The organism is Bradyrhizobium sp. WSM1743 (assembly GCF_000473065.1).
Taxonomy (GTDB): domain Bacteria; phylum Pseudomonadota; class Alphaproteobacteria; order Rhizobiales; family Xanthobacteraceae; genus Bradyrhizobium.
Genome location: NZ_AXAZ01000009.1, coordinates 40,500 through 66,388 on the forward strand (window position 1 = coordinate 40,500; position 25,889 = coordinate 66,388).

General features: G+C 63.7%; 28 protein-coding genes and 1 pseudogene. 18 read left to right on the plus strand and 11 right to left on the minus strand.

Going from position 1 to position 25,889, the window contains the following annotated elements:
* Positions 1-15: 15 nt before the first annotated feature.
* Both YU9_RS0107260 and YU9_RS0107265 read right to left on the minus strand, forming a co-directional pair.
* Entirely contained in the window at positions 16-447 is a 432-nt protein-coding gene (locus tag YU9_RS0107260; RefSeq protein ID WP_027572199.1) for a hypothetical protein, read from the minus strand.
* A 117-nt stretch (positions 448-564) separates the two neighbouring features.
* Complete coding sequence (locus tag YU9_RS0107265; RefSeq protein ID WP_027572200.1) at positions 565-1,029, minus strand: MarR family winged helix-turn-helix transcriptional regulator; 465 nt, start codon at positions 1,027-1,029, stop codon at positions 565-567.
* 94 nt (positions 1,030-1,123) lie between these two features.
* On the opposite strand from YU9_RS0107265, the gene YU9_RS0107270 reads away from it, so the two are divergent.
* The 5 genes and pseudogenes from YU9_RS0107270 (at position 1,124) to YU9_RS0107290 (ending at position 5,521) form a co-directional block, all read left to right on the plus strand.
* Positions 1,124-3,046 carry an FAD-binding monooxygenase gene (locus YU9_RS0107270; RefSeq protein ID WP_027572201.1) on the plus strand — a complete coding sequence of 641 codons (1,923 nt, stop codon included), beginning with the start codon at positions 1,124-1,126 and terminating at the stop codon, positions 3,044-3,046.
* 152 nt (positions 3,047-3,198) lie between these two features.
* Positions 3,199-4,215: pseudogene (locus tag YU9_RS41100) on the plus strand (SH3 domain-containing protein).
* Between the two features lie 172 nt (positions 4,216-4,387).
* Entirely contained in the window at positions 4,388-4,669 is a 282-nt protein-coding gene (locus YU9_RS0107280) for a hypothetical protein (protein WP_027572202.1), read from the plus strand.
* A gap of 266 nt (positions 4,670-4,935) precedes the next feature.
* The gene (locus tag YU9_RS0107285) at positions 4,936-5,142 is read left to right on the plus strand and encodes a hypothetical protein (RefSeq protein WP_027572203.1); all 207 of its coding nucleotides are present in this window, start codon (positions 4,936-4,938) and stop codon (positions 5,140-5,142) included.
* A 73-nt stretch (positions 5,143-5,215) separates the two neighbouring features.
* Positions 5,216-5,521: a hypothetical protein gene (locus YU9_RS0107290; protein WP_036017156.1), complete on the plus strand. Its 306-nt coding sequence runs from the start codon at positions 5,216-5,218 to the stop codon at positions 5,519-5,521.
* 23 nt (positions 5,522-5,544) lie between these two features.
* On the opposite strand, the gene YU9_RS0107295 is transcribed toward YU9_RS0107290, so the two are convergent.
* Entirely contained in the window at positions 5,545-5,889 is a 345-nt protein-coding gene (locus tag YU9_RS0107295; RefSeq protein ID WP_027572205.1) for a multidrug efflux SMR transporter, read from the minus strand.
* A gap of 189 nt (positions 5,890-6,078) precedes the next feature.
* Complete coding sequence (locus YU9_RS0107300; protein WP_027572206.1) at positions 6,079-6,744, minus strand: O-methyltransferase; 666 nt, start codon at positions 6,742-6,744, stop codon at positions 6,079-6,081.
* Positions 6,745-6,841: 97 nt separating this feature from the next.
* Between YU9_RS0107300 and YU9_RS0107305 the strand changes: the two genes are divergently transcribed.
* Together YU9_RS0107305 and pdxY are read left to right on the plus strand one after the other, a co-directional pair.
* Positions 6,842-7,474 (plus strand): TetR family transcriptional regulator, encoded by a 633-nt coding sequence (locus YU9_RS0107305; RefSeq protein ID WP_027572207.1) that lies wholly within the window; start codon positions 6,842-6,844, stop codon positions 7,472-7,474.
* Positions 7,475-7,612: 138 nt separating this feature from the next.
* Entirely contained in the window at positions 7,613-8,431 is an 819-nt protein-coding gene (gene pdxY / locus YU9_RS0107310; protein WP_027572208.1) for a pyridoxal kinase, read from the plus strand.
* Positions 8,432-8,435: 4 nt separating this feature from the next.
* On the opposite strand, the gene YU9_RS0107315 is transcribed toward pdxY, so the two are convergent.
* Entirely contained in the window at positions 8,436-9,737 is a 1,302-nt protein-coding gene (locus YU9_RS0107315; protein WP_027572209.1) for a hypothetical protein, read from the minus strand.
* A gap of 132 nt (positions 9,738-9,869) precedes the next feature.
* On the opposite strand from YU9_RS0107315, the gene YU9_RS47495 reads away from it, so the two are divergent.
* From YU9_RS47495 to YU9_RS41105, 10 genes are all read left to right on the plus strand, one after another.
* Positions 9,870-10,028, plus strand: coding sequence for a hypothetical protein (locus YU9_RS47495; protein WP_156951741.1), 159 nt, complete (start codon positions 9,870-9,872; stop codon positions 10,026-10,028).
* 61 nt (positions 10,029-10,089) lie between these two features.
* Entirely contained in the window at positions 10,090-10,254 is a 165-nt protein-coding gene (locus YU9_RS0107325; protein WP_027572210.1) for a Flp family type IVb pilin, read from the plus strand.
* Between the two features lie 171 nt (positions 10,255-10,425).
* A complete protein-coding gene (locus YU9_RS0107330) occupies positions 10,426-10,629 on the plus strand; it encodes a hypothetical protein (RefSeq protein WP_027572211.1) in 204 nt (67 codons plus the stop codon).
* Between the two features lie 170 nt (positions 10,630-10,799).
* Positions 10,800-11,054 carry a hypothetical protein gene (locus tag YU9_RS0107335; protein ID WP_027572212.1) on the plus strand — a complete coding sequence of 85 codons (255 nt, stop codon included), beginning with the start codon at positions 10,800-10,802 and terminating at the stop codon, positions 11,052-11,054.
* A 100-nt stretch (positions 11,055-11,154) separates the two neighbouring features.
* Positions 11,155-11,559 (plus strand): VOC family protein, encoded by a 405-nt coding sequence (locus YU9_RS0107340; protein ID WP_027572213.1) that lies wholly within the window; start codon positions 11,155-11,157, stop codon positions 11,557-11,559.
* Positions 11,560-11,606: 47 nt separating this feature from the next.
* Complete coding sequence (locus YU9_RS0107345; RefSeq protein ID WP_027572214.1) at positions 11,607-12,224, plus strand: hypothetical protein; 618 nt, start codon at positions 11,607-11,609, stop codon at positions 12,222-12,224.
* Between the two features lie 158 nt (positions 12,225-12,382).
* Positions 12,383-12,919 carry a helix-turn-helix domain-containing protein gene (locus YU9_RS0107350; RefSeq protein ID WP_027572215.1) on the plus strand — a complete coding sequence of 179 codons (537 nt, stop codon included), beginning with the start codon at positions 12,383-12,385 and terminating at the stop codon, positions 12,917-12,919.
* 209 nt (positions 12,920-13,128) lie between these two features.
* Positions 13,129-13,410 carry a hypothetical protein gene (locus YU9_RS45510; RefSeq protein WP_084298917.1) on the plus strand — a complete coding sequence of 94 codons (282 nt, stop codon included), beginning with the start codon at positions 13,129-13,131 and terminating at the stop codon, positions 13,408-13,410.
* 470 nt (positions 13,411-13,880) lie between these two features.
* Positions 13,881-14,387, plus strand: a complete 507-nt coding sequence (locus YU9_RS0107355) for a hypothetical protein (protein ID WP_027572216.1) — start codon at positions 13,881-13,883, stop codon at positions 14,385-14,387.
* Between the two features lie 302 nt (positions 14,388-14,689).
* Positions 14,690-15,751, plus strand: coding sequence for an acyl-CoA desaturase (locus tag YU9_RS41105; protein WP_084298918.1), 1,062 nt, complete (start codon positions 14,690-14,692; stop codon positions 15,749-15,751).
* 148 nt (positions 15,752-15,899) lie between these two features.
* On the opposite strand, the gene YU9_RS0107365 is transcribed toward YU9_RS41105, so the two are convergent.
* From YU9_RS0107365 to YU9_RS0107390, 6 genes are all read right to left on the minus strand, one after another.
* Complete coding sequence (locus YU9_RS0107365) at positions 15,900-16,913, minus strand: hypothetical protein (protein WP_027572217.1); 1,014 nt, start codon at positions 16,911-16,913, stop codon at positions 15,900-15,902.
* 265 nt (positions 16,914-17,178) lie between these two features.
* Positions 17,179-17,823, minus strand: a complete 645-nt coding sequence (locus YU9_RS0107370) for a phasin family protein (protein WP_027572218.1) — start codon at positions 17,821-17,823, stop codon at positions 17,179-17,181.
* 167 nt (positions 17,824-17,990) lie between these two features.
* Positions 17,991-18,506, minus strand: a complete 516-nt coding sequence (locus YU9_RS0107375; RefSeq protein ID WP_027572219.1) for a ParB N-terminal domain-containing protein — start codon at positions 18,504-18,506, stop codon at positions 17,991-17,993.
* Positions 18,507-18,857: 351 nt separating this feature from the next.
* Entirely contained in the window at positions 18,858-19,298 is a 441-nt protein-coding gene (locus YU9_RS0107380; protein ID WP_027572220.1) for a DUF4145 domain-containing protein, read from the minus strand.
* A 274-nt stretch (positions 19,299-19,572) separates the two neighbouring features.
* Positions 19,573-20,448 (minus strand): ImmA/IrrE family metallo-endopeptidase, encoded by an 876-nt coding sequence (locus tag YU9_RS0107385; protein ID WP_027572221.1) that lies wholly within the window; start codon positions 20,446-20,448, stop codon positions 19,573-19,575.
* Between the two features lie 8 nt (positions 20,449-20,456).
* Positions 20,457-24,227, minus strand: a complete 3,771-nt coding sequence (locus tag YU9_RS0107390; RefSeq protein ID WP_027572222.1) for a vitamin B12-dependent ribonucleotide reductase — start codon at positions 24,225-24,227, stop codon at positions 20,457-20,459.
* A gap of 765 nt (positions 24,228-24,992) precedes the next feature.
* Here YU9_RS0107390 and YU9_RS0107395 point away from each other — a divergent pair.
* Complete coding sequence (locus YU9_RS0107395) at positions 24,993-25,889, plus strand: DMT family transporter (protein ID WP_027572223.1); 897 nt, start codon at positions 24,993-24,995, stop codon at positions 25,887-25,889.

The window sequence follows — 25,889 nt, forward strand, 5'->3', positions numbered from 1 at the left end:
CGTTGTTATGCGCTGCTACTCAGGCCGAGCGATGCGCCATTGCAGTGTCGTGGCATTGCCGTTGGCATCGCCCGGCGCCTTGTCGGCCGGCGAGGTGTAGAGCGGACGATAGCGGTACGCCCACATCTTGCTGCCGTCGTTGCGGCTGATCACGGTGAAATCGCCGACGGCCTTGGCGTCGGCGGTCGCCGCCAGCGGCACCCAGCTCTCGGTGCACTTGCCGTTGCAGTTCGAGGTCTTTCCGGTGGTGTCGCGCTCGTAATAGTAGAGCGTCATGCCCTTGAGATCGACGAGCTTGGGACCCTGCTTGGTGAGGACTACCTTCGCCGGTGCTGTCGTCGCCTCGGGTTTCGGCGGGGGCGGGGCGTCGCCGCCGCCATGGCCGTTGGCGAGCGCGTGACCGGTCGAGAGCGCGATGGCCGCGGCCATAACGAGGAACCTGAACATCCGAAACTCCGCCCCGCAAGGTTAATCGCGCGTTAGACGCCCAATGCGGCCGACGTTAGCAGTCGAAGGTTAGTTCCTGGTTTCGTGCGCTGCGACAAATACGGACGTGGTGCGGGATCAGACCTGCGCATCGCGCAGCGGGGCGCGGCTGAGCTGATTGCCCGCGGCGATGGCTTTGCGCAGCAGCCGCATCAGCTCCTCGCCCTCCTTCGCGCTGAGCCCACGCAGCATGATGCGCTGCGCAGATTCGACGGCGGGCGTGATCTTGCGCAGCGTGCGCCGGCCTTCGTCGGTGATCTCGAGCTCCCGCGCGCGGCGGTCGCGGCTGGAGGGGCGGCGCTCTATGAGGCCCTTCTGGACGAGACGATCGATCACGCCGGTGATGGTGGTGCGATCGTAGGCGATCAATCCCGCGAGCGTCACCTGGTCCAGCCCCGGATTGGCCTTGATGGTCGCAAGCGCAGCGTATTGCACCGGCGTGAGATCGAAGCCGGCGTCTTCGACCTCGGCCAGGAACACCGCGACCGCGATCTGCTGGAAGCGGCGCGCCAGATGCCCGGGCATGTCGTTGTTGTCTTTCACTAAGTTCGGCTCCTAGGCCCGCGCTCGTTGACAAGTATACTGATAGTCAGCATACTGATCAATATCAAACAGAACGCTCGCGGGAGAGGTGCTCATGCAATTCCATCTCAATGGATTTCAGCCGGGCGACCCTGACATTGCCGATCCCGCCGCGCGCGTTCAGGTATCGGGCGCAACAGGCGTCTTGCCTGAGGAGGTCGATGTTCTCATCGTCGGCTGCGGGCCCGCCGGCCTGACGCTCGCCGCCCAGCTTGCGCAATTCCCTGAGATCAAGACCTGCATCGTCGAGCAGAAGCCGGACCGCCTGCTGGTCGGGCAGGCCGATGGTATCGCCTGCCGCACCATGGAGATGTTTTACGCCTATGGCTTCAGCGAACGTGTGCTGAAGGAGGCGTATTGGGTCAACGAGACCACGTTCTGGAAGCCGGATGAGCGGACGCCGGAGAAGATCACCCGCAGCGGCCGGGTGCAGGACGTCGAGGACGGGCTGTCGGAATTTCCGCACGTCATCCTGAACCAGGCGCGAATCCATGACTGCTTTCTCGACGTCATGCGCAAATCGCCGGCGAAGCTCGAGCCGTATTACAGCCGGCGTGTGCTTGATCTCCATGTCGATCCGGCCGCTGATGCCACCGATCATGCCGTGACCGTGCGACTCGAGCGCGTCGATGCCGCGAACGCGGGCAAGATCGAGATGATCAGGGCGCGCTACGTCGTCGGCTGCGACGGCGCACGCAGCACGGTGCGCAAATCGATCGGACGCGGGCTGCATGGCGATTCCGCCAACCACGCCTGGGGCGTGATGGACGTGCTGGCGGTGACGGATTTTCCCGACATCCGTTTCAAATCCCTGATTCAGTCGGCCAAGGACGGCAGCCTGCTGATCATTCCGCGCGAAGGCGGCTATATGGTCCGCATCTATGTCGAGCTCGCCAAGCTCGATGTCGGCGAGCGCGTCGCCAATCGCAACATCGCTGCCGACGACGTGATCGCGAAAGCGCAGCGGATCCTGAAGCCGCATACGCTCGAGGTGAAGGAAATCGCCTGGTGGTCGGTCTACGAGATCGGCCAGCGCCTGACCGACAAGTTCGACGATGTGCCGGAGGCGGAGATCGATACGCGCCTGCCGCGCATCTTCATCGCCGGCGATGCCTGCCATACTCACAGCCCGAAGGCCGGGCAGGGCATGAACGTCTCGATGCAGGACGCCTTCAATCTCGGCTGGAAGCTCGCCGCCGTCCTGCGCAAGCAGTGCGCCCCAAGCCTCTTGCACTCCTATTCGGCGGAGCGCCAGGCGGTCGCGAAGGAGCTGATCGATTTCGACCGCGAATGGGCGGGAATTCTCGCCTCCGCCGCGAAGGCCGGCGGTACCGATGCGGCGAAGACGCAGGATTATTTCGTCCAGCACGGACGCTACACGGCAGGGACCGCGACGCATTACCGTCCATCGGTTCTCACCGGCACGGCCACGCACCAGCATCTCGCGGAAGGCCTCGTCGTCGGCAAGCGCTTCCATTCCGCGCCGGTGATCCGGCTGGCGGACGCCAAGCCGGTGCATCTCGGCCACGCTGCGCAGGCCGACGGCCGTTTCCGCATCTACGCGTTCTCGCCCGTGGAGGATCCTGCGGCCGCCGGCTCGGCCATTCGCGCGCTGTGCAATTTCCTCGCTGACTCCCGGAAATCTCCAATCCGGCGGTATACGCCCAGTAGCGCCGACATCGACAACGTGATCGATCTGCGCGGGGTGTTTCAGCAGGATCATCGCGAACTCGCCGTCGAGGCGATGCCGCCGCTGTTGCTCCCGAGCAAAGGCCGCTACGGTTTGTATGACTACGAAAAGATGTTCTGTCCGGATTTCAAGAACGGTCAGGACGTCTTCGCCATGCGCGGCATCGATCGCAAGGCCGGTTGCATCGTGGTCGTGCGGCCCGACCAGTATGTCGCGAGCGTGCTGCCGCTCGACGACTTTGCCGGGCTCACCTCGTACTTCGACGCCTTCATGCTGCCGATGAACTGACGCTGGAATTGCTACGCTCGCCGTGTCGATGAACGGCGGATGAATATTGAACTCCGCGCGCGGCGCGTTCTCAATCTTTCGGCGGATGCAGTGATGACAGGCGGAACGCTCATTCCGCCTGCGCGTTCCGTCTCGCAGAGGAGGAACACGCCATGAGACTAAGAAGCATTTTGGTTGCCGCATTGTTGCTCGCCCCGACGGCCACGCTGGCCGCACCGGGCATCGTCACCGTCTCGACCGGCCTGCGTGCCGGGCCGGGCACGGGCTTTCCCCTGGTCGATCGCATCCCCGGCGGAGCCCGCGTCAACATCCATGGCTGCTTGCGCGGCAATGCCTAGTGCGACGTCAGCTTCTCCGACGATCGCGGCTGGGTGTCCTCACAATATCTCGAATATCTCTACCGCAATCGCTACGTCTATCTCCCCGACTATGTCGACGTGATCGATGTGCCTGTCGTCCCGTTCGTGCTGACCTCGTACTGGTCGAGCTATTATGCGGGACGTCCCTGGTATCACCGCCACGCTTACTGGAATAATTACTGGACCTCGCATCAGCACTTCGCAACGCGGATGACGATCGACCCAGGCGCAGCCCGTATCGGGCGTGCAGCGACGCGTGACGCGGCAATCGCGCTGGAACGCCAAGGCGTGCGTGGCAAGGGTGCCGCCGCGATCTCGGGACGTGACGCCACAAGCTCACGGCACGATGCGTCGATTGCGCCGCGAGACGCGGCAATCGCCAAGCGCGACGCTGGCATCGCCAAGCGCGATGCTGCGGTGACGGCTGACCGGACGCGTGCCGGACGAAGCGAGCGCATCGCCCAAGAGCGGACAGCCGTGCAGAGCCGTGGCCCGCGCGATGCTCAGGCACGCATGATGCACGAACGAGCTGCAAGCCGCGCCGCCGACCGCATGCAGCCGATGACGCGTGCGCACGAAGCGCCGCGCGTGTCGGCCGCGCCGGCCGCCCGGCCCGCGACGCCGCATGTGGCGCAGCCGAACGTGAGTCACGGTGCGCCGATGAATGCGCGCGCGCAGATGCCGGCACCGCGCGCGGCCGCGCCTGCAATGCCGCACGGCGGTGGCGGCGGCGCTCCGCACATCAATGCTGCGCCACGTGGCGGCGGTGGCCCGGCTGGTGGCCCGGGCGGGGGTCACGAGAAGCACTAGCGTTGCCTGAGGAAAGCCCGGCCCTCGTGCCGGGCTTTCTGCTTCGGCCGGCCTTAAGTTCCGTGCACGTACAATTTAAGAAAGTTCTTCGCGGGCAGATTTCATCGATCGTAATATGTGTACCCAAAGCTGTAAGCATCCACTCGGGGCAGCGGGGCACCGGAGGATGATGATGAGACAGAGCCAAGCGGAGACGCGCCGTCAGCAAAATGTCGCGAAGCGGTCGATGACCAAGGAGGCCAAGCAGCTGGCCAACCTGATTGCTGGACTGCGCAAATCCCTCGAAGCGATCCACAAGGAACGGGCCAGCACAAAGCTCACCGGCGCCGAGATGGGTTTGCTCGACGAGCGCCGCAATAATCTGCTGCTCACCATTGCAGCCCTCGACGATCGCCTCTCGGCGGTGCAGGGCCTGATCAATCTCGGCCGCCCCCATATTATCCGCGTGCACTAAAGCGCGATAAATCGTCATCGCGCTTTAGGTTGTTCTTGACGCATGATCTCGCGCAAGCGCGTTCGCGTTTGTCGCGAAGGAAAACCGCTCCGCACTTTGCGCTGACGCGGCCCTTCGGGTCCGGATCATACTTTGGCGCCGATCCGACGCAGCAGGATCGGCTCCGTTGCCGATGGCACGGGGCCGGCCATACCGCCTGCGGATGGCACCAAATTGCCACGCTCTCGGCGAATTGCCGCCAAAGCCCGCTGCCACGAGGAGGCCGGGTGCAGGGCGACGCAAGGGGATGCGAATTGGCCTACAAGATGGTCGCAGAACGCGACAACGAGAAGTACAGTGTTGCCCGCGAGAGCCGGCTGCTCATCGTGGCGAAGGCGAAAGTGTGGGCGAGCGAGGGCTGGCGGGTCGTCATCACCGACCAGGACGGCAAGGCCTACACGCCGCCCGAACTCGATCAGCTGTCCGCAGCTTGATCGTAAGACGGGGCGAGGGGGACGACATTTGACTTGGCTGTTTCGACCGGGGCGCGAGCTGACCGCGCCCTTGATGATTCTAGCAGCCGCAGTGCTGACGGCGACGGCCGCCGTCGCGCAAAATCTCGACGCCGGCAAATCGCCCGCGAAGCTCTTCGCTGAGGGCTGCGCGACCTGCCACCGCAGCCCACGCGGTCTTGCCAAGGGCCGCTTCAGCTTGACGCTGTCCTGGTTCCTGAAGGACCACTACGCGACCAGCTCCGACTCGGCCAAGGCACTCGCCGCCTATCTGGAGTCGGTCGACGGTCCGACGCCTCGGGCTGCTGCCAGGCCCGGTGCAAAGGCGCCGCGTCCGCCCAAGCCGGTGCAGAGCCAATAACCACGCGCCGGAGCCATCCGGCATCAACGCACCGTGGTCTCCGAGAACAGGTTGATGATCACGACCCCGGATACGATCAGTGCGATGCCGACGAAGGCTGCGGCGTCCAGTATCTGGCGGAACAACACAAACGAGACGGTGGCGGTCAGGATGATGCCGACCCCGCCCCAGATCGCATAGGCGATGCTCAACGGGATGACCCGGATCGCCACCGACAGCGCGTAGAACGAGGCGACGTAGAACAGCACCATCGCCAGCGTCGGCCAGGGACGGGTGAACTGAGCGGACTGCTGCAGCAACGCCGACGCTGTGACCTCGAACACGATGGCGAGGGCGAGGGCTGCGTAGGCATTGAAGGCGGAGGTCATGAGCCTCTCGGCGTAAGGAAGAGACCGCGCGGGACGGGCTTTTTGCCGCGAGCCGATATCATGTGTCAGTGACGAACCTGCGACATCATGCGGACGGGACCCGTTGACCCGCGTTGACCTGGGGTCGAGGCAACACGATGCCGCCGCGCGATGAATCGTGCGGCGGCATCGAGATGCTTCGATGCGGCGCTAGCTGATTCGCACGGACAGCTCGACGTCGTCGGCGAAGGCTGTGGACATGTAGCCGCTTCCGGGCGAGCGAACGCGTGCCAGATAGTCGGGGCTGTCGTCGGCATTGTCGGCGACGATGATCGCGCCCGGCCCGAGATGGCCTTCCAGCAGATCAAGGATATCCGGATAGAGCGCCTTGGCACCGTCGAGCAGCACGAGATCGATCGTATCAGGCAGGTCGGTGCTGAGCGTCTTCAGCGCGTCGCCTTCGCGGATTTCGACGAGATCGATCAAGCCGCCGGCCGAGAGGTTTGCGCGCGCCCGCGCCGCCTTGGACGGCTCGAACTCGCTGGTGATGAGCCGCCCGCCGCCGTTGTCGCGTAGGCCTGCGGCGAGGTGCAGCGTCGAGATGCCGAACGACGTGCCGAACTCTACGATGGACCAGGCGCGGGAGCTGCGCGCCAGCATGTAGAGCAGCGCTCCCGTCTCGCGCGAGACCGCGAGCGGGGCGTCCTTCAGGCGTCCATAGAGGTCGCGATGATCGGTCTTGCTCCGCATCATCCGCGCCCGGTCTGAGTCGGACAGATCCGCAACGGCCGTTTCGGTTGCGCCGCTTGCGGCCTCGGCCTCGTCGAACAGGCGCTCCAGCAGCGGTGCAAGCGCTGTGATGGTCGGGGTGGTCATTTTAGGTCTCCAAAGTTGGCGACGAAGCGTGTGCTTGCGCGCCGATTGAAATACGACTAATTCGTCGCATTTCCTATTCGCGTTGCCTCGGTGAGCCATGGCCGATCGTAGAAGCCGTTCAATTTCCTCACGAAAACAGCCGCAACAGGCCCGCTCGACGGAGCTGGTAGCGGCCATTCTCGATGCGGCTGTTCAGGTTCTGGCGAAGGAGGGCGCGCAGCGTTTCACCACGGCGCGGGTGGCGGAGCGGGCCGGGGTGAGCGTCGGGTCGCTCTATCAATATTTTCCAAACAAGGCTGCGATCCTGTTTCGTCTCCAGAGCGACGAGTGGCGTCATACGAGCGAGCTGCTGCGCAGTATCCTCGCGGATCAGGCCAAGCCGCCACCGGCGCGGTTGCGCGCGCTGGTCCATGCCTTCATCCGCTCCGAGTGCGAGGAGGCTGCGATCCGCACGGCCCTCAGTGACGCCGCGCCGCTCTATCGCGACGCGCCCGAAGCGCACGACGCCCGAGCGGCCAGCAAGGGCATCGTCGATGCCTTCATGGGGGAGGCGCTGCCGAGAGCATCCGATGCGACGCGCGCCCTCGCGGGCGAGCTGATCACGACGACACTCAGCGAGGTCGGCAAGCGATTTTCGGAGACGCCGCGCAGCGAGGCCGAGATCGCGCGTCATGCCGACGGCCTGGCCGACATGTTCTGCGCCTATCTCGGTGAGCTTGCACGACGCTGAAGCGCGAAACCGGCCTGTAGCCCGGATGGAGCGAATGCGAAATCCGGGGTTCTGTGTCGCGAAGAGTCCCGGATTACGCGTGCGCTCCATCCGGGCTACTCTTGCCACGTTGTGTGTTTGACTCTACGGACCTCTCTCATGCTCGTCATCTCCATCCAGAGCCAGGTGGTCCACGGCCATGTCGGCAACAGCGCAGCTGCCTACGCCATGCAGGCGGAGGGCGTGAACGTTGCGGCGGTGCCGACGACGCTGCTGTCCAACCATCCGCGCTATCCAAGCCTGCGCGGGCGGGTGCTGGAAACCGAGCTGGTCGCCGATCTGCTGAAGGGCGTGGAGGAGCGCGGTCTCGTCGACGAGGCGGCCGTGCTCGTGACCGGCTATCTCGGCTCGCCCGGCAATGCCGTCGTGATCGCTGATTTCGTCGAGCGGGCGCGCACGCGGAATGCGAAGCTCGTCTATCTCTGCGATCCCGTGATCGGCGACGACGGCCGCGTCTATGTCGCGGACGGCATTTTGGACGTCGTCCGGCACCGGCTGCTGCCGGCGGCGAACCTCACGACGCCGAACCAGTTCGAGCTCGAGCTGCTCTCGGGAGTCACGATCGCTGATGCGAAGGGCCTGAGCGCGGCGTGCGCCGTGCTGGCAGGGCCGGGACGCACCGACGTCGTCGCCACCGGCTGCACCCTCGCTGACACGGCGGCGGGGCAGGTGGAGACGATCCTGTGCGCCGACGGGCGATTGTCGCGCTTTGCGACACCGCGCCTGCCGATCCGCGCCTACGGCACCGGCGACCTCCTCACCGGGCTGATCGCGGCGCAGCTGGCCAAAGGCGAAGTGATGGAGTCGGCGGTACGGCTTGCGGTCGACACGATCTTTGCTGTGCTGGTGCGCACGCAGGAAGCCGGCTCCGCCGAGATGCGGCTCGTGCCGTTGCCGACGGCGGGGCGCAACGCCTGACGGCTCAGGTCGCGCGCTTGGCGGCCGACTGCGCCGATTTCTGCGGCTTGGCCGGACTCTTCTGCTCGCGCGCGGCGTGCGCCTTGGGCCTGGCGCTGGCGACAGCCCGCGGCTTCTTCGGCTTGGCGCTGGCAACTTCCTTGCGATCGGAGGTGCCGCGCTTCGAGATGTATTCCTGGCCGTCGATCGGGCCGACATGCGGCGGATCGCGGTCGAGATAGGGGCGGCCGATGCCGAACGCCTTGCCGTTGGCATCGACCCACTTCCACAGGATCTCGGTCGAGACCCAGCGCTGCGCGCGGTTATTGCCCTGAGTGCTGACAATGTCGGCCGCCATGCCGTGGCCGTAGCCGCCACGGCTGCTGCCGCCGTGATAGGAGCGGTCGGAGGCGGCCTTCAGGCCGCTCGCGATCGACTGGCGGTAATCGTCGCGGAATGCGCTGGTGATGCCCGGCGACAGGCCGGCGGCTTCGGCCGCGAGCAGCGTGCGGAACAGCTTTCGCTTGAAGCTCTTGTCCATGCCGCCGATGACGTAGTCCATCATCGACATGCCGGCGCGCTCGGCCGCCTTCGGATCCTTCCAGCCGAAGTCCTGATCGACCAGCTTCGTGAAGCTGCGCATCACCGTGACGGTCTTGCCCTTGCGCTTGATGGTGACGGCGCGCCGCTCCTGAACCTTGATCGTGTCCTCTTTCGCGGTGCGCTGATAGAGCGCCCAGAGGTAGCGGTCGATGCAGGCGTCGATGACGAAGCATTCGTCGAGCACGGCGACGGTGTCGGCAGGCGGCGACGCGTTGCTCGCAGGCACGACGGGACCACTCGCGATCGCCGCGGGGGACAGTGCGTCCGTCGTCACGATCTCGGTGGGATCGGCGGATGCGAGCTTGACGGGCTCTTGCGCAGGGACGGGAGCAGCCTCGCCGACGGTGGACTTGGGTTCAGGCGAAATCTGCGGCGCAGGCGCGGCCTCCTTCGGCAGGATCAGCGCCGGGTCGGCCGAAGCGAGCTTGACGGCGGAGGCGGGCTCCTCGGGCGTTGCCTGCGCTGTCGCTGCCGGGGCAGGCGCCGCAGCGACGGCGGCGGCGATGTCGGCGGTCAAGGCGAGGCCATCCTCGATGGTCGCAGCGCGCGGCACGTCGGCGAGATCGAGGCGGCCAAGATCCTTGGCGGGCGAGACGGCAGCCGCATTGGCGCCGCTGCTCTCGATCAAGGCAGGCGCATAGGCGGAGAGAGACAACGCCAGCCAGCCGGCGAGAACGGCCGAGGGACACGACACCGCCACCAGAAGAGACCGCCGATCGTTCATGATCCCTGCCTCCAAACGGTTCTGTTCGGACCATCTGTTCGAACAGTCATGATGCAAACAGTCTTGACGAAACCAGTCTTGCACTGAAAGGCACGCAGCGGTCGATTGTTCGGGGGACGGTGTGGCAGCGCAATGGCGCAAATCGGCGAATGCGGGCTTTTCGAGGCGAGTGTTGCCGAGGTGCAACGCCGGTTCCATCGCGGTCCCGGCACGCATCGGCGCGAAATCGACGGCAAATGCAGCATTGTCGTCAACTTGCAGCGATTGCATTTACGCAATCTTGGATTGTGACCCTGCATTTCTCCCGTGCCGGCAATCTCCGGTAGAAGTGGGAAGGACATCGCCTGTGAATTTGAAATGCATAGCGGCCGAATTCGTTGCCGATGAATCTGGCGCCACCGCGATCGAATACGGCCTGATCGCAGCCGGGATCGCGCTCGCCATCATCGAGATCATCTACGCTCTCGGCACCAATCTCGTCGCAAAGCTGCAATCGCTGGCGACGGCGTTGAAATAGGCTGCTGCATCATCCGCCTCGCGTCACGGACGCGCAGCGTCGCTTTGCGTCGCTGCGCTTGCAATGACAGGAATGCGTTCTGTTGCATCGCTCAATTCGCCTTTTCCCTGACGCGATGTTTTGCCCGACGCCCTGCCGCAACTTTGCGGCGGCTCGAGCGTTGGAGGCGCCATGACACATTCTTCGCTTCGTCCCATGGACGACTTCGATCCCACCGAGCCCGCCATCCTGCACGACCGTCTTTCGGATACGATCATCACCTGGACCGCCGATCAGGCCGATGACTACCGGCGTGCCAGCCGGCCCGGCGCGGATGGAACAGTGGCCTGGAAGACCTATCTCTTCGACGGCTGGGGCAATGTGCTCGGTGGCTGAGCACCGCCCATGGAAGCGCCATGTCGCAGCCGGCCTGATTCGTCCAACGCCTTGTACGCATTAAGCATATCGTCATGCATCGGGCGCGATGTTGCGATGCAACAACGCATGTCGCATTGCAGCAAGGTTCGCCTAAATATGCTCCGACACTCACCTCTGGAGCATCACCAATGAACAAGAAGACTCTGTCGATCGCCGCCGCCATCCTGACGATCGCGGGCGGCACCGCCGCCGTCGCCGCCGAGCTGCCGACCTATGAGGCCAACGGCTTCCCGGTCTCTCCGCTGCAGGTGCGCGTGCTCGGTGCTGCGCATGTCGAGCAGCAGGTCGCAGCGCCCAGCCCGGTCGCTCCGATCCACCAGGCAAAGGTGCTCAGCGCGGGCAAGGCGAAGACCGCCGACGTCACCACGGGCGCCGCCCGCTAAGCCTGCTGCGTCCTGGCCGGGCATAGCCCCGGCCATCGACCGCATGACGCTGCCGCTCGATCCGGGCTACGCTCGCTCCGCAACTTGCGACGAGCCCGCGATGACCTTCCTCCTCAACATCGATGTCCCGGACGTCGGGAAAGCCACGAGCTTCTACACCGAGGCCTTCGGCCTGACGGTCGGCCGCCGCTTCGGCGCCGACTTCGTCGAGCTGCTCGGCTGGCCGGCGCCGGTGTATCTCTTGAGCAAGCAGGCCGGCACGATCGGCGCCGGCGGCGACCGCCGCCGCTACGAGCGGCACTGGACGCCTGTGCATATCGATGTCGTCGTCGACGATGTCGATGCGGCCGTCGCGCGTGCGCTCGGCGCGGGCGCGATCCTGGAGGTGCCCGCGCGCGATGCACCCTATGGGCGGATCGCGATGCTGGCCGATCCGTTCGGGCATGGCTTCTGTCTGCTGGCCTTCAGCGCGCAGGGATATGATGCGCTGCTTGGAAGCTCGTAATCCGGGCTACGATCGCTGGCGGACAGCGAAGCTACAATCGGAGCGACATGCCAAAGAAACTGAAGACCTACCAGACCTCGCTCGGCTTCTACGATCAGGCGATCGCCGCCCCCTCGATGAAGGCGGCGCTTCACGCTTGGGGCGCCAGCTCCAATCTCTTCCATCAGGGCGTCGCGAAGGAGACCGATGATCCTGATATCGTGGCAGCGACCATGGCGAAGCCGGGCATCGTGCTCAGGCGCCCGGTCGGCTCGGACGGTCCGTTCACCGAGAGCGCGGAGCTGCCGGCCGATCTCGGCGAGGGCGAGACCAAGCCCAGACGTAAACCCAAGAAGCGTCCGGCCAAGACCGCAAAGAAAACATCCCGCAAGATCGACGATCAGGCCGCGCGCAAGGCCGCCGCTTCATTCGAGAAGGAGGAGCGGCGGCGCGAGGCCGAGCGTCGCAAGGAGGACGCCGCCCGCGCCAGGGAGCGCGCGCTGCGGGAGAAGGCCGTCGCCGCAGCCGAGGCAGCGCTCGACAAGGCGAGGCGGGAGCACGAGGCGCGGGCGGAGGAGATCGAAGCCGAACGGGCTGCCCTCGACGAGCGCGCCGAGGCCGAGCAGGCCCGCTGGGACAAGCAGAGGAAGAAGCTGGAAGAGGCCCTGCGCCGCGCGCGCGAGTAGCTTTCGCGCGCGGGGAGGGGTTTCTTTACCATGCCGCGCAGTCTCGGCCGGGCCGCTCGACGTTTAGGAGTTGCAGGAAAATTCTGCGGTATCTTCGCCCCGATTATGCCCGCGCCGGACACGTCGTTCGACGCCGCCGCAAGCTTCTGGGAGCTGTCATGAGCGATCATCGCGCCGCAGTCAGGCATCACACGCTGAGGACCGGCATCGTCGAATTCGACAATGGCAGCGGTAGCACCGTCAGCGTGCCCTGCACGATCCGCGATGTCTCCGGCACCGGCGCGCGCCTCGAGCTCAACTCGTCGCTGTGGGTCGCCGGGCAGTTCACGCTGATTTTTTCGAGCGGCCTGCGCAAGGATTGCCGGGTCGCCTGGCGCAAGGGCCGGCTGACCGGCAGCGCGTTCGTGGATGGTTATGCGAGCGCCGACGAGCAGGCGGTGATGATGACCGCGGAGGAGCAGGCCCGGCACCGCCTCGGCATCGGCGCGCGCGTCAAGGCTGCGCGCGAGACCCGCGGCTACACCGAGGCGCAGCTCGCCGAGCACATCGGCGTTGCGCCCGGCTTCCTGGCGCAGGCCGAGCAGGGCCAGGCGGACATTCCGCTCTACCAGCTGATGCACATCGCGGATTTGTTGATGGTCGGTCTCGATGGGCTCGTGGCTGGCGCGGCGCCCGAGGAGGTCGGTGCGGTGTGAGTCCTCTCACGCTCGCTGTCACACTCTCCGTCATTGCGAGCGAAGCGAAGCAATCCAGAATCTCTCCGCGGAAAGTTTCTGGATTGCTTCGTCGCAAGAGCTCCTCGCAATGACGGTGGCGAGGCAGCGAAACTGCAGTAACGCCTCGCGCGAATTCGCTTGCCTTGCTTTGCGTCGTTTTGCACTCTCTTCGAGAAGGAGACCAACGCATGAAGAAAAAGACCATCGCGTGTGCGCTCGGAACGGCGCTGGTGCTGTGCAGCCTTGGGATATCAGGTGCTGAGGCCCGGACGCGGAAGGCGCATCTCGTTCGTGGGCCGCAGCAGAGACTGATCGTCACGGCGCCCGTGCTGCGGCCGACGCCGTGGGATTACAATGTTGTTCCACGCTATCGTTATCGCCCTGAAGACGACCGGGTCGATCCCTACGGCCCGCCGCTGGTGCCGTCATACGTTCGCTATGAGGGATGGCGGTGGCCGTATTGGTGGTGAGTAACGATCACATTCCAAGCATGTGACGATCGGCCAATAGTGAGCCGTAGCCCGGATGCACTCCCTCTGCCGCTTGCGGGAGAGGGGCGGGGAGAGGGTGTTTCCGCGATGGGACAATCCCCAAGAGGAGAGAGCCCTCACCCGGCGCGCGGGACGATGCTTCGCATCGCCTGGAGCGCGCCGACCTCTCCCGCCGGCGGGGAGAGGTGAATCTGCTGCGGCAATCGATTCAACCAACGGGCCCATTTGTCGTTGGATAGGTCGGGTTCTTGCGACATCTACCATCTTCGCCAACCGCGACGCGGAGAAGTTGAATTCCGATGAACCATTATCTCTGCGTGCGCAGTCAGCGGTTGGGAAAAAATGGCAAAGCTGAGACTGTCAACAATACATCGGGGTAGAACGGCACTTATCCCCGTAATAAACCCAATGCTGCTTGGGGTTCTGGGCGCTTATTGGGAGGATTAGTCATGGCAAGTGTTGAACAATTGCGCAGACGGGAAGGAGTGAATTTGGTCCAACTCGAAGCGGACATCGCGTCTGTCCGCTCGGGAAGCTCCATTACTTCAATTGCTCTACCTGATTACGTCGAGCACACCGCGGGCGTGTCGCGTGTCGGCGCGCTCAGTGCAGAGGCGGTCATTCGCGACTATGAGTCCGCCGCAAAAGAGATCGAGGCCATGGGCACCGAGTTGATCGACGCCGCGCAAAAATGCGAGGCGCTGACAGCCCAGGTTCATGATGCGATCGCCTTCATGCGAGAAACGGCGGCGGGGTATCGTGAAGAGGGACGCAAGATCTTCAAGCGCATCGAAGAATGCGCGCTGTTCACCGAAGACGTCCGCAAGACCTGCGAACAGGTCAAGCGCAGAATGACCGAAGTCTCGGTCGGTCCATCGTCCGATGAGGAGTTTGCGCCGCAAGAGCCCGAGCTGACCGGGATCGCCGCCAAGGTGACGATGAGCGAGATACCGTGAGGAGGGCGTAGAGTTGTAGTTCGCACCCAGTAGAGTTGTAGTTCGCACCCAGCAGGGTGGGTTAGCTCGCGGCTGCGCGAAGCGCAGTCCGCCAGCGTAACCCACCACTGCTTATCACCGGAGAAGCGAAAGAGGTGGTTACGCCCTGCAGATGCACTTCGTGCACCTGCAGAGCTAACCCACCCTATAGCCTGCAGGCCACAGCTCCGTGCTCCCACGGCCAACCGGGTCCTTGCTCAAAACAACCCTCGGCTGTACGCTGCACCGCAGAAGAATGCATTTGCGGGAATGGATCGGCTGAAATGACCGTGGTTGAGAGCGTGGCGCCCGAGCAAGCTGCGGAGCCGAAGATGCCGCCGGGCGTGCTGACCGAAGGTCCGGTGGTCGACGCCAAGTTTCGCGATTCCTACATCTCGTTCGCCATCATGATCGGAGGGTCGATCGCGGCGCTGGTCTGGGCCTTCTGGCAAGGCATCGGCCGGGTCGAGCTTTCGGTCTTCGCTGGCACGTTCGTGCTGTCCACGATCGGGATCGGCTTCATGCACCGCTACTTCGTGCACCGGAGCTTTCGCTGCGGTCCGGTGATGCGGACGATCTTCGCCGCGCTCGCCACGATGGCGGTGCAGGGCTCGATCCTGAAATGGGTGAGCAACCACCGGCGGCACCATCTTCACTCCGACCGGCCCGGCGACGTGCACAGCCCCTATTACGACGGCGGCGGCAACCCCTATACCAGCTTCGCCAAGGGCATGTCGCATGCGCAAGGCGGCTGGGTGTGGGACCGCGAGACCACCGATGCCACCTACTACGCCAAGGACATCCTGGCCGACCCGATCGCCATGTTCTTCACGAGGACGCGCTGGTACTGGTACGCGCTGTCGGCGCTGATCATTCCGGGCGCCATCGGCTACGCCCTCAGTGGCGTGCACACGATGGTCGGCTGCATCCTGTTCTCCGGCCTGTTCCGCAGCTATCTCATGACCATGGCCACCTCGCTGGTCAACTCGGTCTGCCACAGCGACGGCCGCTACGGCTACCGCCGCTTCGACACCAATGACGGCACGACGAACGAGCTGGTGACGACGTTCCTCACGTTCGGCGAAGGGCTGCACAACAACCATCACCGGTTTCCGCGGGATGCGTATCTGTCGCACGCCTGGTACGAGGTCGATATCAATGGGTTGATTATTCTGGGGCTCGGGAAGCTGGGGTTGGTGCACGATATCTTCGCGGCCGGTGCGCGGGGGCGGGTCGCAGCGGCAGATGCGGAGCAGGGCGGGGTTGGGGCGGTCGCCAGCCAGAATGCATTCGACGGCGTTGGCGATGAACTTGGTTCGTCAGCAGCCGGTAGCCGAAGCCCTTAAAAGCCAAAGCCGGTGAGCAAAGAAAAAACCGGCCTGTCCGGCGGGATTTTTGCTATCTGCGGAAGTTCGTAGGATGGGTAGAGCGGAGCGAAACCCATCAAGCTCGATCAGGGAATCGCGCCTTCGGGAAATAAGCCCGCCCTGCGGCTCACCAATCCGGATAGCCGTAATAAGGGTCGGCCATATACGGCGGAGGCATCCAGGGGCCGCGCGGCGATCTGGGCCGCCGGGGTTCGGCCGCTGGTACGTGCGGCCGGACATGCGCAGCCGCATCGTTGTTCATCACGCTCCGCGCGACAGGCTTCGCGGCTGGAGACGCCGATGAAGCGGTCAGTTGCGTTTGCAGCGCCTGGACCTGCGCGGCGAGGCGGGCATTGTCCGCCGCATCCTTTTCCTGCGCCGCCTTGAGCTGTTGAATGGTGTCGGCCTGCTCACGCAGGGTCTGCTCGTTGCGGCTTTTCAGTTGCTCGAGCTTGCCGTTGATGTTCGCAAGCTCGCTCGTGATGGCCCTGAGCGATTGCGCGAGCTCGGACGATGATTGGTCAGGCGCCGTGGCGCCCGGCTTCGGGGCGCTTTCCGTTTCCTTAGGCCCCGGCGACGCGGGCACCGGGCTCTGCTCATCCGCAGCAGCCAGCAACACGGACGGCGGCTGCGCCGGACTTTCCACCGCGGACGCCTGCGGTGGCGCGATCGCGGCCGGCGGAACCCATCGTGCCAGGATCGATTTGCTGATCGACTTGCTGATCGACTTGGCCTCATCGCGATATTGCGAGGCGAAGGCGGCACCGAGAAGACCGATCGCCAGCACGAGAATGGCCAAGGCGCGCACCATGGTCCGATCTCCCATCAAGCCCTGATCGCGAAGCTTGGTATTCGCAACCTTGGCATCCGGTATCGGCGCCTTGTTTCCGGAAGTCCTGCCTGCCGTCGCACTTGCACTTGCGTGCGAGCCCCGCGGGCCTTCGCTGTCGCGTTCCATTCCGGAAACCAGCCGGTCCAGCCGCGCAAGGTCTTCCTCTGCGCTCTTGATCCGGTCGTAGGCCCGCGCCAGCCCACCGTCGGCGCGCGCCTCGTCCGGCTTGACGGTATCGGGCGTGACGGCATCAGTCTTGTTGGCATCAGGTTTGGGATCGTTCGTGTCAGGCACCGATGCGCTCTCCATCCGGTCGGGCGTCAATGGGAGGCAGTCCGATCGTTGGAAGGATAGGTCTCGCCGCTGTCCGACACAACGCGCGTGCAAAGGAAAAATCATGGTGGGCTCGGCAGCGGGGCGGAGTGAGCGCGTAGGGTGGGTTGGCGCCGCGACTGCGCAACGCGCAGTTCTTGGGATAGTCGAGCGGAGCGAAGCCCATCAACGAAGATGGGTTTCGCAAGGAATGCTTATCCTAGGGCTTCCGGCCCCGCGGTGCCGGAATACGCAGCTGCCGTCAGTGACGTATCGCGCGGATTTCGAGCGTCGTCTGGGTGAGCCTGGCCACGAACCCCTCAAGATGCATGACCCTTTGTCTGGTCAATTGTTCATGCAGCTCGGTGATCTTCTGGGATTCGGCGACAAACGAATCGGACGCCTGTTTCGCGTACGCCACCTGAAGCTCAAAGGCCTCGACGGGTGAACGCGCCATCGCCAGCTTTCCCAGGAAGCTCCATGCTTGCTCAAGCGACGTCCTGATGTAGCCGCTATAGGCGTCGGCAATCGCCTGCGTGCTGGCTTGGAAGGGTTCGACCGGTGCGACGGGCGGGCTTGCAGCGATCTCCATCCCGGAAGCCTCATCCGGCAAGGCTGCAGCCGAAGGTACCTCCGCGCTGATCTGTCGGCTCGTCTCTTGCTCAGTCTCTTGCCTGTTCTCCGCCGAGGCATCCGGCAATTGATGCGCTGCAGTTGCGCGTTGCTCGCCGGCCCCGGTCCGTTGTCCCGACTTCTTCTTCCCGCCGCGCCGGCCGGATTTTCCCGTTGGCTTGTTTCCCACCGCACTCAACATTGCAAATGGCTCCTGAATATCGATGAAGCCGCGAGCCTCCGCCGCGTTTGCGCTGAAATCGCGATTGTGGGCTGTCGCTTGCGTGGCGGCCATGTGGTGAGATTTTGCCGATCACCTTCGACGCATCCGGCAAGGAGTCGCGGATCCAGCGCGTAGGATGGGTTGAGCCCTTGCGAAACCCATCACTTGGCTCGGGCATGGGTATCGCTTCGCTCCACCCATCCTACGGGTTACGCGCTCGATGAGCTAATTGCTGGAAATCAATAGCGGCCGCCGCTGCTCTTTTGCTGCGTGATCCAGTCCGACAATGTTTTCGGTGTCGATTTCGCAGTCCGGCCCGGCGATGCCTTCGGATTGTCGCGCCCGCCTTTCGTCGGACGGGTGCGCGGCGCTTCCGTTGCGTTGGCGCTCCTCAACGCAGCCGTCGATGCCTCTGCGGCTTCCTTTTCCAAGCGCAACTGTTTCAATCGCGCCATCTTGATGCGCTCAGCCTCGACCTCGGGTCGTTCGGACAGCAGCGGCTTGTGCTGAGCAAGCTCCGCCGGGACCAGGACACCGATAATGGTCGTCTCGCCGAGCGCCTTGCAGGCTTCGAGCCGATGCAGTCCCTCTACCAGAACCAGGCGGTCTCCATCGAGCCGAACGGAAATCGGAGCCTGTTGTCCAATCTCCAGAATACTTTCCGCGATCTCCCCGACGATGTCGGGCTTGATGGCTTTCTTCTGCTTCGTGGGAACGAAGATCTTCTCGATCGGGAAGCTTTCCGGTTTGGGCATAACTTAACTCCGCTTCTACCGGGCCCGTCGGAACCCATGCCGGTGGGGTTGGGAGTTTAGGGGGAAGCGGTCGACCGCAAAGGCAATTTCGGCGGTGGGTATGATGACCAGCGAAGCCGGAACCAATCTGCGCTTACGGTGACAGTGCACATCGGTAGGACGGAGCGAGTGAATTTAGTGCACTGTCACCGTAAGGAAAGCGGTCCCCTTCCTCGAATGCGCAGCGGGGCGGTGCGGAGGCTGTCGCCATGCAGGAACTCATTCGACAGCGTCGCCGAGGAGCGTGGCTCGTAAGCAGCAGGTGGCGCATCAATAGCTTCCCCATCTCGCGGGCTGCACTCTCCCTACCGGCTATTGGTCGCCCATGTGTTCCTGCCAGATTTTCTCAATTTCGTCTGCCGATCCGGGAAGAGTCATCTTGAGCAGTTCGATATAAATTCGCGGATGGGTTTCCCCTAATCCCTTTAGCTTTATGTCGGCGGTAGAGACGGCATACATGAGCATCATGATAGTGCCGATAGTGTTGGTGAAGCGAAGGCGCCTGGATGTGGAAGTTTGCGTTTCCGGGCCTAGCTTATCGACCAGCGGACCGATTGTCTCATCGTCAAACGTAAGCGACTCGATTCGATGCGCAAACTTGTTCCGAATTTCCCTGATCTGATGGAGAACCTTATGGTGGCTCTCGTTGCACAAGCCCAAGGCGAAGAATAAGTCTATCTTATTGCGTAAGCTACCAGCCGGCCCATCAACCTTGAATATGGCATCGTACTTCTCCCGGTTTAGATCGACCATGCGCTTTTGAAGAGTGATCTCCAGTATCTCCCTCAAGAACGGCCGCAGATACTATGGCAGCGCCTCGGTCGCTTTGATCGTTTATCTCCCGAAGTACGGCCTCAATCTGTTCTGGAGTATGGTCTTTCTTACGTGCCATGGCGGTTCTATTCGAGGATCAGGCGGTTTCCTGCAACGGGGGCCGTACGGCCTTTGCATGGCGGGTCTTGGATATTGCCGGGCGCGAGAGTGCGATCGAAATCGTAGGCAATGGCCCTTGGATCCTGTCTAGGTGCTAACCAGCTTGATCGCCGTCTTGATATCGATCGTAAACTCGATCGCAAGCTCGGCACATGTACCTTGAACCATTGACGGGAAAAAGTTGCTTTTGACTGCACGCCAAGCAAGGGTCGTCAAGAAACGAGATCGTCCGGGTGGGGGAGTCTTTATCTGCCACAATCGCCTTGAATTCGTCGGCCATTCGACGAACTCTTTCCGCTGAGAGAGGTCTCTCGATTTCTTCCAACAGTTGCTCGAAATAGATCCGAGCAGCTTCAAGACTCAATCCAAATCGGATGGCGACTTCGTCTGCTGTCGCTAGATTGCGTGCAGTATCGTCGTTGATTAGGAAGGCCGCAGCGAACACCATTGCCTGATGCTCCGCCGATTGAAAGCTCGGAATCCAATTGTACCTTGTGTTGCCCTGACGCCGGCGAGGCATCGAAGCGCCCTGTAGCAAGTGTTTAGGATGCAGCGTGGCGTGTCCCAGTTCGTGCGCATAGGTAAATCGCGGGTATCCATGGCCAAGCAATGCGTCGTGGCGGAGGCCCCGCCTAACGCGGGTTAGAACATGAACTCCGTCAAAGGTAGTGAGACCAGAGTCGTCTGGAAGTTCAGAGTCTGAAACAACCTCGAGACGGAATGGCTTGGGGCCGAGCACCGTCCATATCTGATCAATCTTCTCTAAGGCCAAGACGTCGATGAAATCGGCGTCAGAAAGATTCAAGTAGGCTCGAGACCGTTTCGCCAGTGCCCGAACCTGTGCATTGCTGAGACCATCAACCTTGTAGTCATCCGACATTGTGATGTTCCGCTGTTTCGATCCTAGTTCATCCCCCATCAGCATCGCTTCTTTGAGCGCATAGAAAAATGCCCGGGCGAGCCCGGGCATTTCATTTCTTATGAGCAGCCAGTGGTCGACCCACACGTATCGCACTTCATGCACGTCCCATTTCGCACCAGCGTGAAGTTGCCGCACTCCGAGCACATCTCGCCCTCGTAGCCCTTGGCCTTCGCCTCTGCGCGGCGCTCGGCCTTGCTGGGGGCGGCGGTCGCGGCGGTGCCGGCCTTGCTCCACTGGAGCTGCTCGAGCTTCTCCGTCGGAGAGAGATCGTGCTGGACCTCCTGCTTCAGGGCCACGGCGCCTTCGAGTGCATCGCCGACACGGGCGCTCGTGCTATGCGCCGCCATCGCCGTGACCTTGCTGCCGCCGGAAGGCGCGCTGTCGTTGCCTTGCGAGACCGCGGTCGAGCCGCCGCGCATCACTACGAGGTTGTCGGTCCGCGAGCGGGTGAGGCCGCGCGAGACCAGTTTTGTGGCGTGGTGGCCGCCGTCCTCGTCCGGCTCCTTGCCTTCCTCGACGCCCTTGCCGAGCGCGTCAAAGCCCGTCTCGTTGGGATCGACGTGGGCGAGATCGAAGCGCGAGAGATAGCTCACCGCGAGCTCGCGGAAGACATAGTCGAGGATCGAGGTCGCGTACTTGATGCTGTCGTTGCCCTGCACGGGGCCCGCCGGCTCGAAGCGGGTGAAGGTGAAGGCGTCGACATATTCGTCCAGCGGCACGCCGTATTGCAGGCCCAGCGACACCGCGATGGCGAAGTTGTTGATGAAGGAGCGGAGCGCCGCGCCTTCCTTGTGCATGTCGATGAAGATCTCGCCGAGACGGCCGTCGTCATACTCGCCGGTGCGCAGGTACACCTTGTGGCCGCCGACGACCGCTTTCTGGGTGTAACCCTTACGGCGGTCAGGCATCTTCTCGCGCTCGCGCATCACGATGATGCGCTCGACCAGCTTTTCGACGATCTTCTCCGAGACCTGGGTCGCGCGCGCGGCCATCGGCTTCTCGTAGAGCTGCTCGACCGCATCGTCCTCGTCCTCGTCGTCGCTGATGAGCTGCGAGTTGAGCGGCTGGCTGAGCTTGGAGCCGTCGCGATAGAGCGCGTTGGCCTTGAGCGCCAGCTTCCACGACAGCATGTAGGCGGACTTGCAGTCCTCCACCGTGGCGTCGTTCGGCATGTTGATGGTCTTGGAGATCGCGCCCGAGATGAAGGGCTGCGCCGCTGCCATCATGCGGATGTGGCTCTCGACCGACAGGTAGCGTTTTCCAATTTTGCCGCAGGGGTTGGCGCAATCGAACACGGGGTAATGTTCCGCCTTCAGATGCGGGGCCCCCTCGACCGTCATTGCGCCGCAGATGTGGACGTTGGCGGCTTCGATCTCACGCTTGGTGAAACCGACGGCCTGGAGCAAGTCGAAGCCGGGGGCTGCGATCGCCTCGGCGCCAATGCCAAGCTGGTCGCGAATAAAATCCTCGCCAAACGTCCACTTGGTGAAGGCGAACTTGATGTCGAAGGCGGTCGGCAGGGCCTTTTCGACCTTGGCGATCGCCTCATCAGTGAAGCCCTTGGCCTTCAGCGTGGTGACGTTGATGCCGGGGGCGTTGGCCAGCGAGCCGTGGCCGACGGCGTAGGCCTCGATCTCCGCGATCTCGCTCTCGCGATAGCCGAGCGCGCGCAGCGCTGCGGGGACCGCGCGGTTGATGATCTTGAAGTAGCCGCCGCCGGCGAGCTTCTTGAACTTGACCAGCGCGAAGTCCGGTTCGATGCCGGTGGTGTCGCAGTCCATGACGAGACCGATCGTGCCGGTCGGCGCGATCACCGTGGTCTGGGCGTTGCGATAGCCGTGCTTCTCGCCGAGCTCGAGCGCCGCATCCCAGGCCGCCTGGGCATGGCTGACGAGGTCGGCTTGCGGGCAGGAGACGAGGTCGAGCGGCACCGGGTTGACGCTGAGCGCCTCATAGCCGGACGCCTCGCCGTGCGCGGCGCGGCGATGGTTGCGGATCACGCGCAGCATGTGCGCCGCGTTCTTCTTGTAGCCGGGGAAGGTGCCGAGCTCGGCGGCGATCTCGGCCGAGGTCTTGTAGGTGATGCCGGTCATGACCGCAGTCAGCGCGCCGCAGAGCGCACGGCCTTCCTTGCTGTCATAGGGCAGGCCCATGGTCATCAGGAGGCCGCCGATATTGGCGTAGCCGAGGCCGAGCGTGCGGAACTCGTAGGAGAGCTCGGCGATCGCCTTCGACGGGAACTGCGCCATCATCACGGAGATTTCGAGCACGATGGTCCAGAGCCGGCAGAGGTGCTCGTAACCCTCGACGTCGAAGCGCTTGGTCGTGGTGTTGTAGAACGTCAGCAAATTGGCGGAGGCGAGATTGCATGCCGTGTCGTCCAGGAACATGTATTCCGAGCACGGATTGGACGCGCGGATGTCGCCGGACGCCTTGCAGGTGTGCCAGTCGTTCATCGTGGTGTTGAAGTGCAGGCCCGGATCGGCCGAGGCCCAGGCGGCGTAGCCGATCTTCTCCCAGAGGTCGCGCGCCTTCAGCGTCTTCGTCACCTTCTTGGAGGTGCGAGCCGTCAGATTCCAGTCGCCGTCGGTCTCGACCGCGCGCAGGAAGTCGTCCTTGAGCGAGACCGAGTTGTTGGAGTTCTGGCCCGAGACGGTGAGGTAGGCTTCGCTATCCCAGTCGGTGTCGTAGGTGTCGAACTGGAGGTCCTTGTAGCCTTGCTTGGCAAACTGGATGACGCGCTTGATGTAATTGTCAGGCACCAGGCTGCGGCGGGCGAGCTTGATCTCGCGGCGGAGCGCAGGATTCTTCTCGGGGTCGAAGCAATCGTCGCCCGAGCCTTCGCAGTTCACGCAGGCCTTCAGCACCGCCTTCAAGTGCTTCTGGTTGATCTTCGAGCCAGTGACGAGGGCGGCGACCTTCTGCTCCTCCTTCACCTTCCAGTCGATATAGGTCTCGATGTCGGGGTGATCGACGTCGACGACGACCATCTTGGCGGCTCTGCGCGTCGTGCCGCCGCTCTTGATCGCGCCGGCGGCGCGGTCGCCGATCTTGAGGAAGCTCATCAGGCCGCTCGAGCGGCCGCCGCCGGAGAGCTTCTCGCCTTCGCCGCGCAGGCGCGAGAAGTTGGAGCCGGTGCCGGAGCCGTATTTGAACAGGCGCGCCTCGCGGACCCAGAGGTCCATGATGCCGCCCTCATTGACGAGGTCGTCACCGACGCCCTGGATGAAGCAGGCGTGCGGCTGCGGGTGCTCGTAGGCCGACTTGGACTTGGTCAGCTTGCCGGTGAAGGGGTCGACGTAATAATGGCCCTGGCCGGGGCCGTCGATGCCATAGGCCCAGTGCAGGCCGGTGTTGAACCATTGCGGCGAGTTCGGCGCGACCATCTGCATGGCGAGCATGTAGCGGAGCTCGTCATAGAAGGCCTGGGCGTCGTCGTCCGAGGTGAAGTAGCCGCCCTTCCAGCCCCAATAGGTCCAGCAGCCGGCGAGGCGGTCGAACACCTGCTTGGCGCTGAGCTCGCTGACATAGCGCTCGTTCTCGGGCAGCGCGGCGAGCGCGTCGGTATCGGGCACGGAGCGCCACAGGAAGGAGGGGACGGATTCCTCCTCGACCTTCTTCAGGCGCGCGGCAACGCCCGCTTTGCGGAAATACTTCTGGGCCAGCACGTCGGAGGCGACCTGCGACCACTCGGTCGGCACCTCGACATTGTCCAATTTGAACACGACCGAGCCGTCGGGATTGCGAATCTCCGACGTGGTCAGGCGGAATTCGATTCCCGCATAAGGTGACTGTCCCGAAGTGGTGTGGCGCCGCTCAATCCGCATCGTCTTGCCCCGTCCTTAGTTTTGACCGGTCCCGCCCCTCGCTCTGGGCGTGCCGGGTCGTCATTTCATTTCGCGGCGCCTTCGGCCGTTCGGCCTTGAGGCACCGCAGTTCAGCCGGTGGATCCGGCCCTGTTTTTCCCGGCGCGACGTCGATGCGTGCATCGATCAACCCGCCGGCATGTCCACACCCATCCGCCCCCAAGGGGATGTGCGCGACATGCGTTCAACGCCCCACAACGTCACTTCTTCAACCGATGCCATGCGAGCCTGTTGCCGGCCCGTTCTGGCGCCCGAAAAGTTCGCATTCCCAAGGGCAGACAAGCCCTCATTCCGCAGCCTTTGACCGGCTGGCGGAGTTGAGATTTGCGAGACCCTTTGGGGGAGTGCCGGCGGGACGCAAACTCACTCGCGCCGAACGGACCGAAAGCTAGGACTCTCCGTTGCGCCCGTCAAGAACTAGTGCGAGTTCCTGAATCAAATACTAAATATGGTGGATTGTGGGGGATAACAGGGGTCTTCGCCGCGCCTGTTGTGGACCCAAGTATCAGTGAGTCCTCAGGGATTCCCAACCGAAAAAATTTGGCATCCGGTGATGATGCGGGCCTTCATCCCGCTGTTCACAGGGCAGGTATATTTTTCAGGACCGGGATTGCGTCAGCGGGACTCACGTAGCCCTACGGAAGGTGAGGCAGGCATGCCCGCCGAAGTGGTGGCGGGGCCAGCGAATCCGCGCCAAGCTGGCCTTAAGTTTTTGCCGGATTACCCATGCATGATTCGACCCGCCGGGATGCGCGGCCGCGCATCGCCCCGGCCGGCCTGATGTTCCTCGCGATCACCTCGATCGGCTGGGGCTTCAACTGGCCGGTGACGAAATTCCTGCTCGCCGAGCTGCCGCCGCTCACCCTGCGCGGGGTCACCGGCGTGCTAGGCGCGGTGCTGCTGGCGCTGCTTGCGGTCATGCGCCGGCAAAGCCTGCGCGTGGAGGGGGCGATCTGGCCGCGCCTGCTGACCGCGGCCGTGCTCAACGTCACCGGCTGGATGGTGCTGATGGGCCTGGCGCTGCTCTGGCTGCCGGCGAGTGAGGCGGCGCTGATCGCCTACACCATGCCGGTCTGGGCCTCGATCATCGCCTGGCCGGTGCTGGGCGAGCGGCCGACAGTCTTGCGCACGCTGGGGCTGGTGCTGGCCTTTGCCGGCCTTGCCACGATCATGGGCGGCAACGGCATTGCCGCCAGCGTCGAAAAGCTGCCTGGCATCATCATGGCGCTCGCCGGCGCGCTCGGCTTTGCCGTCGGCACGGTGTTCTCGAAGAAGTACCCGATCCATCTGCCGCCGATCACGGCTGCGGCCTGGCAGATCGGGATCGGCTGCCTGCCGATCTCGATCGTCGGCCTCCTGGTCGAGACCACGCATCTGTCGCTGGTGACGCCGCTCGGCTGGTGGCTGCTGGTCTATTCGACCGTGGTGCAGTTCTGCATCGCCTATGTCAGCTGGTTCGCCGCGCTTTCGCGCCTGCCGGCCTCCGTCGCCGCGATCGGCACCATGGCGGTGCCTGTGATCGGCGTCGTCGCCTCGGCGATCGCGCTCGGCGAGCCGCTCGGGGGAGGGCAGATCGCGGCACTGATCTTCACACTCGCCGCCGTGCTGCTGGCGACGCGTTGA